The 14,238-nt window shown below is 65.7% G+C and carries 10 protein-coding genes; 6 read left to right on the top strand and 4 right to left on the bottom strand.

The window, feature by feature from the left end:
- Positions 1 to 373: 373 nt before the first annotated feature.
- Positions 374 to 994, top strand: a complete 621-nt coding sequence (locus ACLMAL_RS11530) for a hypothetical protein (RefSeq protein WP_411999050.1) — start codon at positions 374 to 376, stop codon at positions 992 to 994.
- 2 nt (positions 995 to 996) lie between these two features.
- Positions 997 to 1,488 (top strand): NUDIX hydrolase, encoded by a 492-nt coding sequence (locus tag ACLMAL_RS11525; RefSeq protein ID WP_411999049.1) that lies wholly within the window; start codon positions 997 to 999, stop codon positions 1,486 to 1,488.
- Positions 1,489 to 1,862: 374 nt separating this feature from the next.
- Here ACLMAL_RS11525 and ACLMAL_RS11520 read toward each other — a convergent pair whose 3' ends face one another.
- A complete protein-coding gene (locus ACLMAL_RS11520; protein WP_328399507.1) occupies positions 1,863 to 2,669 on the bottom strand; it encodes an SAM-dependent methyltransferase in 807 nt (268 codons plus the stop codon).
- Positions 2,670 to 2,808: 139 nt separating this feature from the next.
- Between ACLMAL_RS11520 and ACLMAL_RS11515 the strand changes: the two genes are divergently transcribed.
- Complete coding sequence (locus ACLMAL_RS11515) at positions 2,809 to 4,968, top strand: putative bifunctional diguanylate cyclase/phosphodiesterase (protein ID WP_411999048.1); 2,160 nt, start codon at positions 2,809 to 2,811, stop codon at positions 4,966 to 4,968.
- 12 nt (positions 4,969 to 4,980) lie between these two features.
- Here ACLMAL_RS11515 and ACLMAL_RS11510 read toward each other — a convergent pair whose 3' ends face one another.
- Positions 4,981 to 5,160: a hypothetical protein gene (locus ACLMAL_RS11510; protein ID WP_411999047.1), complete on the bottom strand. Its 180-nt coding sequence runs from the start codon at positions 5,158 to 5,160 to the stop codon at positions 4,981 to 4,983.
- Between the two features lie 413 nt (positions 5,161 to 5,573).
- Between ACLMAL_RS11510 and ACLMAL_RS11505 the strand changes: the two genes are divergently transcribed.
- From ACLMAL_RS11505 to ACLMAL_RS11495, 3 genes are all read left to right on the top strand, one after another.
- Positions 5,574 to 5,795 carry a hypothetical protein gene (locus tag ACLMAL_RS11505; protein WP_328399501.1) on the top strand — a complete coding sequence of 74 codons (222 nt, stop codon included), beginning with the start codon at positions 5,574 to 5,576 and terminating at the stop codon, positions 5,793 to 5,795.
- Complete coding sequence (locus ACLMAL_RS11500; protein ID WP_328399499.1) at positions 5,795 to 7,090, top strand: hypothetical protein; 1,296 nt, start codon at positions 5,795 to 5,797, stop codon at positions 7,088 to 7,090. Before ACLMAL_RS11505 ends, ACLMAL_RS11500 begins: the two co-directional genes overlap by 1 nt.
- 166 nt (positions 7,091 to 7,256) lie before the next feature.
- Positions 7,257 to 8,372 carry a class I SAM-dependent methyltransferase gene (locus ACLMAL_RS11495; protein WP_411999046.1) on the top strand — a complete coding sequence of 372 codons (1,116 nt, stop codon included), beginning with the start codon at positions 7,257 to 7,259 and terminating at the stop codon, positions 8,370 to 8,372.
- Positions 8,373 to 8,424: 52 nt separating this feature from the next.
- Here ACLMAL_RS11495 and ACLMAL_RS11490 read toward each other — a convergent pair whose 3' ends face one another.
- Together ACLMAL_RS11490 and ACLMAL_RS11485 are read right to left on the bottom strand one after the other, a co-directional pair.
- Entirely contained in the window at positions 8,425 to 11,901 is a 3,477-nt protein-coding gene (locus ACLMAL_RS11490) for a protein kinase domain-containing protein (RefSeq protein WP_411999045.1), read from the bottom strand.
- A 73-nt stretch (positions 11,902 to 11,974) separates the two neighbouring features.
- The gene (locus tag ACLMAL_RS11485; RefSeq protein WP_411999044.1) at positions 11,975 to 12,490 is read right to left on the bottom strand and encodes a YbaB/EbfC family nucleoid-associated protein; all 516 of its coding nucleotides are present in this window, start codon (positions 12,488 to 12,490) and stop codon (positions 11,975 to 11,977) included.
- Positions 12,491 to 14,238 lie beyond the last annotated feature (1,748 nt).

The following is a 14,238-nucleotide window of genomic DNA, read 5'->3' as shown; positions in this document are numbered from 1 at the left end:
GAGATACGGCAGCGCCCACTGATGTTCGAGGAGCTCACAGTCATTCCAGTCTGCATCGCGTCGAGCTCGACGAGAGCACCGTCTGCGGTTGTTTCCACTGTTGCGCGATCTTCCCGCCCACAGAGATTCGGGAATGGACCGACGAGGATGCAGGGCAAGGGCAGACTGCGCTGTGCCCCCGGTGCGGCATCGACAGCGTCATCGGTGATCGCTCGAGGTACCCGATCACGACCGAATTCCTGGAGACGATGAGGGCGTACTGGTTCTGAGTCGTTTGGCGGAGACATGGTGCTCCGTCGCTGGAGGACGTCAGGCTGCCCGGTTCACCGATGATTCGTCGGCCGTTCGTCCGATGTGAAGGAGGCCACCTGAGATGGCCGGACGCCCGCTGTCCGTCGAGGAATGCGACCAGCTCTGGCAAGCATGGACTCCCGCCGAAGCCGCCGAACGGCTGTCTAGCACCCCGCCATGCTGGTATGTCGCAGCCGGGTGGGCGCTGGATCTGTTTGTCGGCGGCCTCGGACGTGAGCACTCCGATCTCGAAATCGGAGTGCCACGTGCACGATTCGCCGAGATCGTGGACGCGTTCCCCGGCTACGAATGGGACGTCGGCGGCGACGGGCACGGCTGGCCGTTTCCCGAGGAAGCGGACAACCAGCATCAGACATGGCTGCGCGAACCGGCGACCGGGCCATATCGCCTCGACGTGTTCCGCGAGCCACACCGCGGCGATCGATGGGTGTGCCGCCGCGACACCTCGATCACCCTGCCCTGCGACGAGCTGATTCTCCGCACCGCCGACGGCATCCCCTACGTGATCCCCGAGGTCGTACTCCTGTTCAAGGCGAAAGCCCGGCAAGCCAAAGACGAGACAGACTTCCTACACACGCTCCCCGCGATGGACCGACCACGGCGATCCCGACTGTCCGGGTGGCTATCGCGAGTGCACCCCGGCCATCCCTGGCTGGAAACACTCTCGAACCACAGGTATTGACAATGACTCGTGGGCAGGACGAACCTGTCCTTCGCACCTCCGTCCGGCTTCTGTTGCTGGACGAAGCGGACCGCCTGCTGATGTTCTCCAGCATCGACGACTCCGACGGCCACACATTCTGGTTTCCGGCCGGCGGTGGGCGCGAGGAGGGTGAGACGCTGGCGCAGACAGCGGCCCGTGAGGCGCACGAAGAGACCGGGCTCACCGAACTTGCGCTGGGGCCCGAGGTCTGGCGGCGTCGCGCGATCGGATCCTGGGGCGGCACGACCTACGACTGCCAGGAGCACTATTTCCTCGCCCGGGTCGGCAGTTTCGACATCGACACCGCTGGTTTCACCGAGGACGAGCGCACCTCGATCACCGGCCACCGCTGGTGGACACAGGACGAGTTGAACGCGACCGGCGACCGACTGGTGCCCGGCAATCTGCGCTCTCTCCTGGCCGCCCTGCTGGTCTCAGGGCCACCCGAAGCGCCCATCATCCTCACGGCCTGACACACACCCAACTACGGACGGCCGCCGGGCGAGATACACGCCCAGCGGCAACACGAGACGTGCGGCGTGTACGGGCCTGAAATACAACCCGGCACCGCCACGACAACCTCAGGCTCAGCGTCCCCTACACCGCGACAACCGGAGTTCGTCGCCGACCGTCACCACCTGTAACTGCTCAGTGGCGGAACGCCTTCGGCTTCAGCTTCGATGACCGGTGAGCAAGTTATGCCGGGTAGATGCGGGACGCGCAGTCTGCGGGCCAACCGGTGCCCGGCGCGCAGTTGATCACAGTCCACTCCTAACGCCGACGGGTAGCGCCGTGCCCGAGCGGATCAATCGCATCCGAGGATTGGGCCCGAACCCAAGGCTGGAGTTCAGTGCTTACGTGCCACGCCCCCATAGGCACCGGACTGTTCGGGATGCGCACCGATGTCGTCGGGGTTGTCGGGCCGCCACAGCGGCAAGTGGACGAGTCCGGGTTCGACCAGCGACCAGCCGTCGAAGTACTCGGTGATCTCGGCCTTCGAGCGGAGCACGATTTCGGTCGAGGTGCGGCCGGAGAGTTTCTGCGCCTCGAGGACCTCGGTGGGTTGGCCATCAGAGGTGGCGTGGGTGATGGCGAGGAAGCTGCCGGGGGCGACCGCGTCGCGCAGACCGGCCACGCAGCCGAGCGGGTCGGCCGCATCCGAGACGAAATGCAGCACACCGAGCAGCAGGACCGCCACCGGCTGGTCGAAGTCGATCAGCTTGGCTACCTGGGGGTCTGACAGGATGGCGTCGGGGTCGCTGATGTCGGCCTGGATGATTGCGGTGTTCGGGTCATCGCCGAGGATCGCGCGGCTGTGCGCGACCGCGACGGGATCGATATCGACGTAGACCACGCGGGCCGACGGGTCACGCCCCTGGGCGACTTCGTGCACATTGCCGACCGTGGGAATTCCGGACCCGATGTCGAGGAACTGGCTGATCCCGGCATCGATGAGGAAGCGCACGCAGCGGCGCAAGAGGTCTCGGTTCGCGCGCATGGTCTCGGCGACGTCGGGCGTGAACGCCTCGATCTGCTGTGCGAGCTGCCGGTCGATCTCGAAGTTGTGCATGCCGCCGACGAAATAGTCGTACACCCGCGACGCGCTCGGGCGATCCAGATCAATGTCATCGGGAGCCCAACTCGGTCTGGTCATGGATTATGAAATCCTTTCGTGCCGCGCATATTTCGGCCACGCCCGCACCCAGAGGGCGGAGGCGCCGCCATAGTATCCCAGCAGCGCTCAGCCTGCTGTAGTTCACGCGCGGCGGCCAACGCGGTTAGGATCATGACCCATGGGTTGGGATGCCGGGCCCGGGCCGGATTCGGACGACCCGCACGCCCTGGCCGGCCGCTGGACGGCTGCACTCACAGGTGGGGTCCGAGACCATGTGGTGCCGATGAGTGCCGAGGAAACATGCGCGCTGCTAGCCAGGCTGGCAGGTGAATTCGAGGCGATCGCCGGGGTGCCGGAACCGGCCGCCAGGGTCGCCGAGCTCGGGGCCGAGCTCGCCCGATCGCATTTCGTCGGGGATGAGGTGCTGGGTCGCAGTATTGCCGTGCTCGGCGCGCATTTCGGCGCGGCGGCCCTCATACCGCCCGATCGTCTCGCCGACATGCTCGCAGCCTTCGCCAATGGCTACGTCAGGGCCTTCCGCGCCTGGTTGCTCGCCGAGCAGGAAAGCGTCAGAGCCGCCGAGATCGTCGCGAGACGCAGCGTCGAGCAACAACTGCGAGCCAGCGAAGCCCGGTTTCGCGCGGTGTTCACTCAGGCCGGGATCGGCACCGGGCTTTCGGATCTGAGCGGCCGGATCATCGAGGTCAACACCGCGTTCGCCACTATGCTCGGCTATCTGCCCGAGGAAATGTGCGAGCTCTCGGGCACCGATCTGGTGCACCCCAGCGACGATCACGGCATGTGGGACCTCTACTTGGCGCTGCTGCGGGGCGACCACGACAACGTGCAACTGGAGAAGGCGTACCTCCATCGCGACGGCCACACGGTGTGGACCAACCTCAACGTCTCACTCATCCGGGACGAGCACGGTGACCCGCAGTACACGCTGGTGCTGGTGGAGGACATCTCCGAATGGCGTGCACTGCGAGAACATCTGAACTATCGGGCCCACCACGATCAACTGACCGGCCTGCCGAACCGGTCCCGTTTCATCGACGCCCTCACCGCCGCGTTCGCCGACCCCGCCCGCAGCTTCGGTCTCTGCTACATCGACCTCGACCATTTCAAGATCGTCAACGACACCTTCGGACACGCGATCGGCGACGCGCTGCTCGTGCAGGCCGCCGCCCGCCTGAGCGCTTGCGCCACCGGGCCGGGCCAGCTCGTCGCTCGCATGGGCGGCGACGAATTCGTCATCCTGGTCCCACAATCCGTGGGTGCGAGCGAAGTCGCCGAGACTGTGCTCGACGCCTTCACTCAACCGTTCGACATCCACGGCCACCACCTGACGGTCACCGCGAGCATCGGCGTGATGGCAGCCCGCACCGAGCACACCAGCGCCGACGAACTCCTGCAGGCCGCCGACACGACGATGTACTGGGCCAAGGCCGCAGGCCGCGGACGCTACGTGATCTTCGACGCCGACCGGGGCAGGCGCGAGCACACCCGCACCGAACTCTCGGCTGCCATGCCCGCGGCGCTGACCCGCGACGAACTCTTCCTCGATTATCAGCCGATCGTCGACCTAGCCGACGCGCAGATGGTGGCGGTGGAAGCCCTGGTGCGCTGGCGACATCCCGTGCTAGGGGTGCTCACCCCGGCTCAGTTCGTCGACCTCGCCGAAGACAACGGCCATATCGGCGCGCTGGGCGCGCTGGTCCTCGAACGGGCCTGCCGCGACAGCCGCGACTGGCACGACCGCTACCCCGGCAGCACGCCGACCGTCAGCGTCAATGTCTCGGCCGCCGAGGTCTCCGACCCCACGTGGCTGGACCGTGTGCAACATGTCTTGTCCGACACCGGCATCCCACCCGAGAGCCTGCAACTCGAGCTGACCGAACGGGCCTTCATGCAGACCAGCGGACGCCCACTGCAAGCCCTGCGGACGCTGGCCGCGCTGGGTGTCCACATCGCGATCGATGATTTCGGCACCGGCTACTCCAATTTGGTCTACCTCAGCCAACTTCCGCTCGATGTGATCAAACTGGCGGGCCCCTTCGTCCACCGCATCCGAACCCCCGACGCGGCCAGCCCCTCCGACGTGCTCGTGCTGGAATCGATCATCGAACTCAGTCACGCCCTCGGATTCACCGTCACCGCCGAATGTGTCGAGACCAGCTATCAAGCCAGCCGACTTCACGACCTGGGCTGCGACACCGCCCAAGGCTGGCTGTTCCATCGACCCATGCCTGTCGACGAGGTGACCGATCTGCTCGAAGACCGGTCACCCGCGCCGCACCGCGCGGCCCGCTCCGCAGCCGCACCACCTGGCCGGTAGCGCACCAGCCGATCAGTAGTTCAGAACAATGTCCCCGGCAGGCGAGCCCACACCCGGCGTGGTGTTGGCCACCGTGACGGCCGAACCGTTGACGGCGATCGTCACGCCGCCTGCGACACCGGGCGCGTGCGCGACCGGAGCCGCACCCCCCAGCGTGACGGCAAAGGTCCCCGCTGTCGGTGTGGTGACCACTAAGTTTCCTGCGAGCACGCCCGCTCCGAAATTCGCGTTCTGACCTGGTACAAGAACTGTTCTGGGCATCACCGGACTCCAAAATCATTTACCGTAAAATAGAGACGATTCGCCAAACCTATTGGGGCAGCGATGATTTGACTATCACCGCATGACAGCAACCCGGTCGCGCGCACAGAGTCGTACGCCCAATGATGTTCCGCCACACTCACTTTTGGCTGAACAAGCGCCAAGGCGATCGGTCGGTTCGCTATCCTGAAGGACAGGCATCGATCGAGAGCTCGTCCCGCGGAAACCATTCCGATGCCTCGATGTGAAAACCTCGCGATGGACTCCGCGGCCACGCCTATGATTCAACAACGGTCTCCGCGGGTAATCCGGGCTGCCGGAGGCTATGCACAACGAGGAGCAGCATGAACGTCAGAACCGACCTCGAACACGAACTACGCGGGCCGTTGGCGACGCTCGACCTACTCTCCGATCAGGAGGCCGCCGACCTGCTCATGTTGTTCCGCGCGGCCAGGCAACACGAGGCAGACGCACTGTCGCAGTCCATCGATAAAGTCGTGGGCTCGCTGCCCCGGCCACTGCGCGGACCAGCGCGCCGGATCATGTTCGGAGACCGCCGCCACTGATGAGCGACCTGGTAATTCGCGCCCAGATCATGCTGCTGGCGCGCACACTGCACGTCCCAGCGGAGCGACTGGCACACTTGGAACGCCTCGGCGCCGAGCATCTGCACGAATTGCAGCAACGCATGGCAGGCATCGTCTTCGATCAGCACGCCGAGACATTTCACCGAATCAGCAAGTTGGTACCGATCATTCCGCTCGGCATCTCGATGCCGCTGGTGCAGCGGATCGTGCCGCCGATGATGACAGGCAGGGCCGCGGGCGCTATCGGCGTCGTGTATCCGAAGAAAGCCGCCGAAACGGTCTCCTTGCTCGGCACGTCCTACGCGGCGGACTGCGCACCGTACATGGATCCGCGTACCGTCGGCCAGATCGCCGATGTCGCACCGCCCGAACCGATCGTGAATGTACTCAACGAGGTACTGCGGCGCAGGGATTACATCACGGCCGGACCCTTTCTTGCCTATGCGACACCAGCATTGATCGATGCCATCGAACAGGGCGCGCACGACGACGAGGGCCTGATCTTCTCCGCCGCGTACGCGTTCTCGGCGGAGAGCATCAGCGCCATTCTGCGCAGGCTGCTCATTGGTCAGTGGCAGCGGATTCCGCGGATCGTGCACACCGTCCTCGTTGGGTCGTCGAGTCTCCAACTCGCGGCGCTTTCGGCCTTCGCGCGCTGCGACGACGACGTGATCACCGCGATCGGCGACATCATGGTCACCATCGGATCCACCGAATCGATCAGCAACCTCATCGTCACCGCCATCCACGTGGGTGCGATACCGGAGCTGCTCACGTTCATCAGCCACTCGAGCCCGACCGCGCTGGACCGGATTGCCGCGAATCCTGTCGTCGGCAACGAGGCGGCGCTCGCCGCGATCATCAAAGAGCTCGACGGCCGCAGCGAACCCGCCATCTGGGGCGGGCTGTTCCAACTGGTCGGGCGCGTCGACGCCGACGCCCAGCGACGGACCGCGCGAATGCTCGCGGACATGTCCGACCAGGCCGTGGCAGCGCTGCCCTCTATCGCCACCGAAGCCAATCTGTGGCCGATGCTGCTGCCGGTACTCGCGGCCGCCGATGCCGAGGTGCACGCCAAGATCGGCGCGGTCTGGGCGACGTTGCCACCGGAACGTCGCGCAGGCCTGGAATTGCGCATCCACGAACTACACCTCGACACCCGACTGGCTGCAATGACGAACGAGATTCCCTCGGTATCGGTAGAAGAGGTGTTCTTTCGACGGCGCCAGATGGGACGACGACGCGGTCCTGCCGACAGTTGGGAACTGCACTGATCCGGTTCGCGTGTGGGCATCTGCCACGACCCGCCGCCTTCGGCCGACCCCTCAGCTATCTTGCAGCTGACACACGCCACAGGTAGCCTGTGATGCGCGTCATATTCAACTACGTCGAGTGGTCGACTGGCTGGGCGTCGCCGACCACGCCAAGCGGTGAGTAGCCATGTCGGACAGCACACATATCCGCACCCCGGCCAGTCCCACGCCAGATGCCGATCCGGAATTCGCCGCGCGCACAGAGGCGTTCGGTGGGCGGATGCTGGAGATCCTCAATGACGGCTTTCTGACCCTCTTGATCAGCATCGGCCACCAGACCGGCCTCTTCGACACGATGAGCGGACTACCGCCCGCGACGAGTGCCGACATTGCCCGAGCCGCGAATTTGAACGAGCGATATGTGCGCGAATGGTTGGCCGGTCTCACCGTCGGCAAGATCGTCGACTACCACCCTGGCGATCGCACGTTCGCATTACCACCCGCACACGCCGCCGCACTGACCAGAGCGGCGGGTCCGGACAATATCGCGGCCTTCACGCAGTACATTCCGCTGGCCGCGAGCGTCGAGCCCGAAATCGTCGACTGTTTCCGGCACGGCGGCGGCGTCCCTTATTCGAAGTACGGCCGATTTCAGCAGGTCATGGCGGAGGAAAGCGCGGCGATTCACGACGTCGCGCTGATCGACGTCACCATGGCCCTGGCCCCCGGACTTCCCGAGCGGCTCCGCGAGGGCATCGACGTGGCCGACGTGGGCTGCGGCAGCGGACACGCCGTCAACCTGCTCGCCCGGCACTTTCCCGCCAGCCGGTTCGTCGGCTACGACTTTTCCGAGGAGGGTGTTTCGGCCGGCCGCACGGAGGCTCAGGCCTTGGGGCTCACCAACGCGAGTTTCGAGGTTCGCGACGTCACAAATCTAGCCGCCTCCAACAGATTCGACCTGATCACCGCGTTCGACACGATCCATGATCAGGCCCACCCGACCGAGGTGCTGCGCGGCATCGCTACCGCGCTGAAAGACGACGGCACCTTCCTGATGGTGGACATTCGAGCCTCCAGCAACCTCGAGGAGAATATGGAACACCCGCTCGGACCGGGTATGTACGCCATCTCGACAATGCACTGCATGACCGTGTCGCTGGCGCTCGGCGGAGACGGGCTCGGGACGATGTGGGGTGAGCAAGTCGCCACCCGGATGCTGCGGGGAGCGGGGTTCGGTTCGGTGGACATCGAACATATCGACGCCGATATCTTCAACAGCTATTACATCGCGAGAAAGAGTTGACGGCACAGCGCACAGCGCGACCCGACCCGCAATAATCTCGGAAGTCGTGGCATCAGATCGTTTGTGCCGCATCGGCATTGACCAACCTGAGCAAGAACGGCTCGGGCACGTCCGGCCAGCCGGGCTGCCAGCGGCCCGCGGTCTGGTCCTCCCGCAGCGCCGCCAGCATCGACAGCACATAGGGTCCCCCGTCGAGCAGGTAGCGGACCGAGCCGAGCTCGGCGCATTGGGCGGTGACGGTGGCCAGCAACGCCTTCGCCGCATCGGTCCGGCCGGCCCCGGCCAGGCAGGCGACAAGTAATCGGCGCGCCTTCAACAGTTCTCGGGGACGATCGACCGCTTCGAGCCGGTCTACCCATTCCTGCGCCCACGCGCAGGCGAGCTCGGTCCGCTCCGGCGAATCTTTGGTCAGCAGTAGCCGGATCGCGGTGAATTCCTCGTACAGCACGGTGAATTCGTCGATCGGGTCGGCGGGGGTACGACGGTCGGCGTAGTCGACCACCGGCAGCGGACCGGTGTCGGGGTTCGGCGGCAACCCGAGCCGCAACCGCTCGTTCTCGACCTCGGCGCGCAACCGCGGCAACGACATCGACCGTGCGACACGGGCGCCCTCGTTCAACCTGCGGATCGCGGCGGCCCGGTCGCCGAGCAGCGCCTTGATGCGGGCGCCGACCACGTAGCGGGCCAGCTTGAAATCGACGACACCCGCCTCCGGCCCCAACTTGTAGCCTTCGTCGAGCAGCCGTTCCGCCTCCACGATCTCGCCGCGCTCGTAGAGCAGCTCGCCCAGCAGCGATCCGGCCAGGCGCGCGCCGTAGGAGTGGCTGCCGCCGGACTGTTTGGCCACCTTCATCGCCCGCCGGAAATACTGTTCCGCATGGGCGATGTCGAGCCGCAGGCTGGCGGCGAGTCCGAGAAAACACAACCCGTTCACAGTGTTGTAGTAGCCCTTGTTCTGCCGCATGTACGGTGCGGACCACTCCTGAATACGCACCGCCTCATCGAAGTCGAAGCGATAGCCTGCCGCGAAGGACGCGACGTTCGCGGCGATGGCCACGACGTACGGTGACATCTCGTCGGCACGGGCCAGGCACGGCCGCAGCATGTCGTCAACACCGGCCAGCACATCCGCGCGCACCGTCACCACCGCGTGCACAACACCCGCTTCGGCGCGCAGATTCGCGGTCACGGTCTCGTCGAGGCCCGCGCTGTCCAACCTCGACTCCGCAAGCCGCAGTGCCCGTTCCGCGGCTGCGGCGCGGTGCAACAGGATGTTCGCCCATGCCAGATCCAGCTGCAGTCGAGGATGAGTCTCGATGGTTATCGCGGGTAGTTTGCCGACCAGCCCGATGAGGCTGGCGAACTGCCCGTACTCGAGCAGTGACATCCCGTCCGTTTCGACGATCTCCACAGCACGCAGCTCATCACCGGCCAGCAGCGCGTGGTCGACCGCTTCGCTCACCTGCCGGTGCTCGGCGAACCATTGCGACGCCGCGCGGTGCAGCTGCGTGATCCGTTCCGGCCGATCGCGTTCCAGCCGATGCCGCAAGAATTCCTGGAACAGGTGGTGGTATCGGAACCACTGCTCGTCGTCGAGCCTGCGCAGGAACAGGTCCTGCTGCTCGATCCGCTCCAGCAACGCCTGCCCGTCGGCGACGCCGGTGAGCGCCGCGGCCAGCTCGCCACAGATGCGTTCGGTGATCGAGGTCGCCACCATGAAATCGAGCGTCCCTGGTTCGAGGGTGTCCAGGACGTTCTCGGCAAGGAATTCGCTGATGGCATGGTGTCGTCCGGTCAGGTGAGCGATCAGTGCGCCGGGATCGTCACTGCCGCGCAATGACAGCGCGGCGAGCTGCAGCGCTGCGACCCAGCCCTCGGTCGATTCGGTGAGGTCCTCGACATCGCCGCGGTCCAGCTCGAGCCCACCGAGATCGACCAGGAAGGCATAGGCCTCTTCGACATCGAAACGCAGGGCCGCGGTGCCTATCTCGACCAGCTCGTCGCGCGCCCGCATCGAGCTCATGGGCAGCCGGGTTTGATTGCGGCTGGTCACTACGGTGCGCAAGGCCGGACTGCAACTTTCGATCAGAAAGCGCAACGCCCCCGTGGTGGTCGGATCGAGTACCCGGTGCCAGTCATCGATCACGACGGTCAACTGCTCACCGCGCCGGTCGATATCGTTGATCAGCGAGGTCAGCACGTAACGCTCGGCCTCGTCGCCGTGCTCCTCCAGCAGTTCGCCGAGCTCCTGTGCGAGTGCGGGACGCACGGCGCGGATTGCCTCGATGAGGTGCGACAGGAACCAGACGACGTTGTTGTCGTCGTCATCGACGGTCAGCCACGCCACCGCGACCCCGTCGGCGGTCAAGTCCTCGCACCATTGCGCCGCGAGTGTGGTCTTGCCGAAACCGGTGGGGCCGTGGATGACCGCCAGCCGACGGCCACGCCCGGCCCGCAGCAGCTCTATCAGTCGCGCTCGCTCGACCAGCGGGCGCGTCGGCACCGGCGGCCGCAATCGCGTCGCCGGCACGGGTGGGGTCGCCCGCGCGGAAGACCGCCCCGAAGTGCGACGACGACCCGTTCCGGTCGGCGTGGCGGCCCGGCGATGTCCGACCGGTTCCGCGGCGGCCAACGGAATCGGCATCTCGTCCGGCGCAAGCCCGTACCTGGCTTGGATCTCGCGAAGCCTCTCACCGAATTCCGCTGCGGTAGAAGGCCGTTCGCCGATGTCACGGGACATGGCGCGTTCGATCGCGCGCGTCACGTCGGCGGGCAGACCCGCATCGCTCAGGTCCGGTATCGGCTGCTTGGTGATGCGGAGAAACTGGGCGACCAGCTGTTCGCCGCTGCGCCGCTCGAACACGGCATGACCGGTGCCCGCACAGAACAGCGTGGAGGCGAGACTGTAGATATCGGCCGTCGCATCCGGGGTGCGGCCCTGCAGCACCTCCGGTGCGGTGAAGGCGGGCGAACCGGTGACAGTCCCTGCAGTCGTCTCGAAACCGCCGACCAAGCGGGTAATTCCGAAATCGGCGAGCTGCGGCTCGCCGTACTCGTTCAACAGGATGTTCCCGGGTTTGACATCGCGATGCAGCATTCCGCGCCGGTGCGCGGTCTCCAGCGCCCCCGCGATCTTCACTCCGACGTGCAGCACGTCCTGCCATCCGAGTGGCCCATGGTCCTGGATTCGAGCATCCAACGAACCGTGCGGGTGATACGGCATCACGATGTAGGGCCGCCCGGCCGCCGTCGACCCCACCTCGAACACGCTCACAATGTTCGGATGGCCCGAAAGTTTGCCCATGGCCAGCTGTTCACGGACGAACCGTTCCAGATTCTCCGATTCCAGATCGGCGGTGAGCACCTTGATCGCCACCTCCCGATCCAGCTCCGCCTGAAAACAGCGATACACCACCCCGAACCCGCCACGACCGATCTCGACAGCCTCGGCGAACCCGGCAGCATCGAGATCCGACGCGAACCCTGAGATCAGGTCGCGTTGCGTGGAGAACCGATCGTTATGCGCCACAGCGACCTCGATACAACTACCAGCCGGCTACCACGAGCATATTCCCGCGACCATATTTGCGCGCGGGCTCGGGTCAACCGAACCGGCTCGAATTGTGGGGGTTTCGCCAATCGAGGTCGTAGTCATCGTCGTCGTAGTAGTCATCGTCTGCGGCTGCGATAGGGGTGGATGCGGTCGCTTCCTCGATGGACGTGGTCGACTCGCGCAAGCTGGGAGCGCCGGGCAGCATGTCCGGAAGGTCGGGCATCGCTCCGACGATGTCGGTGACCGGGGTGGCCATCTCGGCGGCTCGCTGCTGTGCGAGACGCGCCGCTTGCTTCGCCGTTTCAGCGATGGACTTGCCCAACTTCTCCGAGGTGGTGTGCAACGCTTGCGGCTCCAGTTGCACGTCGGTGACGACGCCCACGATATCGACGGTCACCGCAATCAGTCCGTCGGAGGAGGTGGCAGTGCATCGCACTGCGGTCATCTGCTGCTGGACTTCGGCGAGCTCGACCCGCTGTCGCTCATACGCGTCCATGATGTCCGCGATTTGATAACGAAGCTCCTTGTTCGCCGAACGAAATCCTTCCCGCTCCCACTCGTCCATCAGTAAATCTCCTCATCGAACATGTCCTGGCCCTCGGCACCGTGCTTTCGCAAGAAACTGATCACCACGGTTCGGGCCGCAGTGATTTCGTTCTGATTACCATCTCTCCATAGGCCGGTTCCTCCGTTCACTCATCATGTAGGAAAGACTGCTGAGTGCATCCAATTCCTTCGTCGTTGTTGTCGATGGCAGTCTCTCCCAGAGTTCGAAAGTGCTCCGATACGCGTCGAACATCTCGGGCCAATGCTGAAGCGCACGTTCGACGACCACCGGCGGTAAGGAAAAGTCCTTAAGCGCTACCATTTCCGACTGCGAAAACTCGTCCCTCATCCGGCCGAGCTCAATGACGTTCCGAGGCTCGTCGAATATCTCCGGCCAATGCTGAAGCGCACGTTCGACGACCACCGGTCGTAAGGAATGGTTGCTGAGCGCCGCCAACTCGCTCCACGTAGTGTCCCGCGGCAGCGCGATAGCGAGTTCATAGATGCCCCGAGGCTCGTCGAATATCTCCGGCCAATGCTGAAGCGCACGTTCGACGAGTTGCGGATCCGGTCGGAGACCAACCGGCGGCGCAGACCCCTCCGCAGCAGCGGGCGTAAGAGCCCCCTCCTGCGCAGGCGTGCTCGCCTCATGAGCAGGTGGCTGACCCGCCTGCCCTGGCTCAGTGCCTCGTTCGTTTGCAGTCCACGGCGTGCGCGTGCGTGGCGGCGGATCATCCGGATGAGAAATGTCCGACCACCCGTCGTCCCAATCAGGATGCGGACGCCCCGAACCCGCCGACTCACCCGGCTGTGCTTCTTCCTTCGTCCAACCTTCCGGCCAGTCCGTCATCCGCGGCGGGGCCTCCAAATTCGGACGGGAGCCGCTGCTGGGCGGCGGCACCTCACCCGGCTGGCGAACAGGCTCACCCATCGGGCGAGCAGAGGGACCCGCGGGAGCTGGCTGGCCCGGCGGGCGAGCAGAGGGACCCGCGGGAGCTGGCTGGCCCGGCGGGCGAACAGGCGGCGTAGTCCCCTCACCGCGAACAATCGGCACCGCGCCATCACCACCCGGCCCAACCGGTCGCGAAGTCGATGCAGGATCGATATTCGGTGGCGTACCACTCGGCTCACCCAGCGGATGCGCAGGCGGCGGTGTCCCATCACCCGACTCACCCCGCGGCGGGAACGCCGGGGGCTCCGCATCCGGACCCGAACGCCCCTGCGCGGTATCAGACCCCCACGGCGAAGGCTCCGCTTCACCCCACGGCGAAGGCTCCGCTTCACCCCACGGCGAAGGCTGCCTTTCACCCCACGGCGAAGGCCCCCTTTCACCCCACGGCGAAGGCCCCCTTTCACCCCACGGCGAAGGCCCCCTTTCACCCCACGGCGAAGGCCCGCTTTCACCCCGCTCAGATCCCGCCGAGGGGCGCGCCGACGACGACCCCTCGCCAGCAGGCACCTCCGGCCCATTCTCGGCCCGAGGCGTCGCTACAGCTGGATCAGGCGCTTTCGGGAACGCCGGACCACCCGACTCACCCTCCGGCCGCCCAGACGACGTCCCCTCACCCGACTCACCCCGCGGCGGGAACGCCGGAGGCTCCCCAGCAGGATCCGAACGCCCAGCACCCGCCGGCCTAGCCGGACCACCCGACTCACCCTCCGGCCGCCCAGACGACGTCCCCTCACCCGACTCACCCCGCGGCGGGAACGCCGGAGGCTCCCCAGCAGGATCCGAACGCCCAGCACCCGCCGGCCTAGCCGGACCAC

Source organism: Nocardia sp. CWNU-33 (genome assembly GCF_046764895.1).
In the GTDB taxonomy this organism is placed as follows: Bacteria; Actinomycetota; Actinomycetes; order Mycobacteriales; family Mycobacteriaceae; genus Nocardia.
The sequence above is the reverse complement of the archived record's forward strand: the minus strand, read 5'-3'. Positions and strand labels throughout refer to the sequence as shown.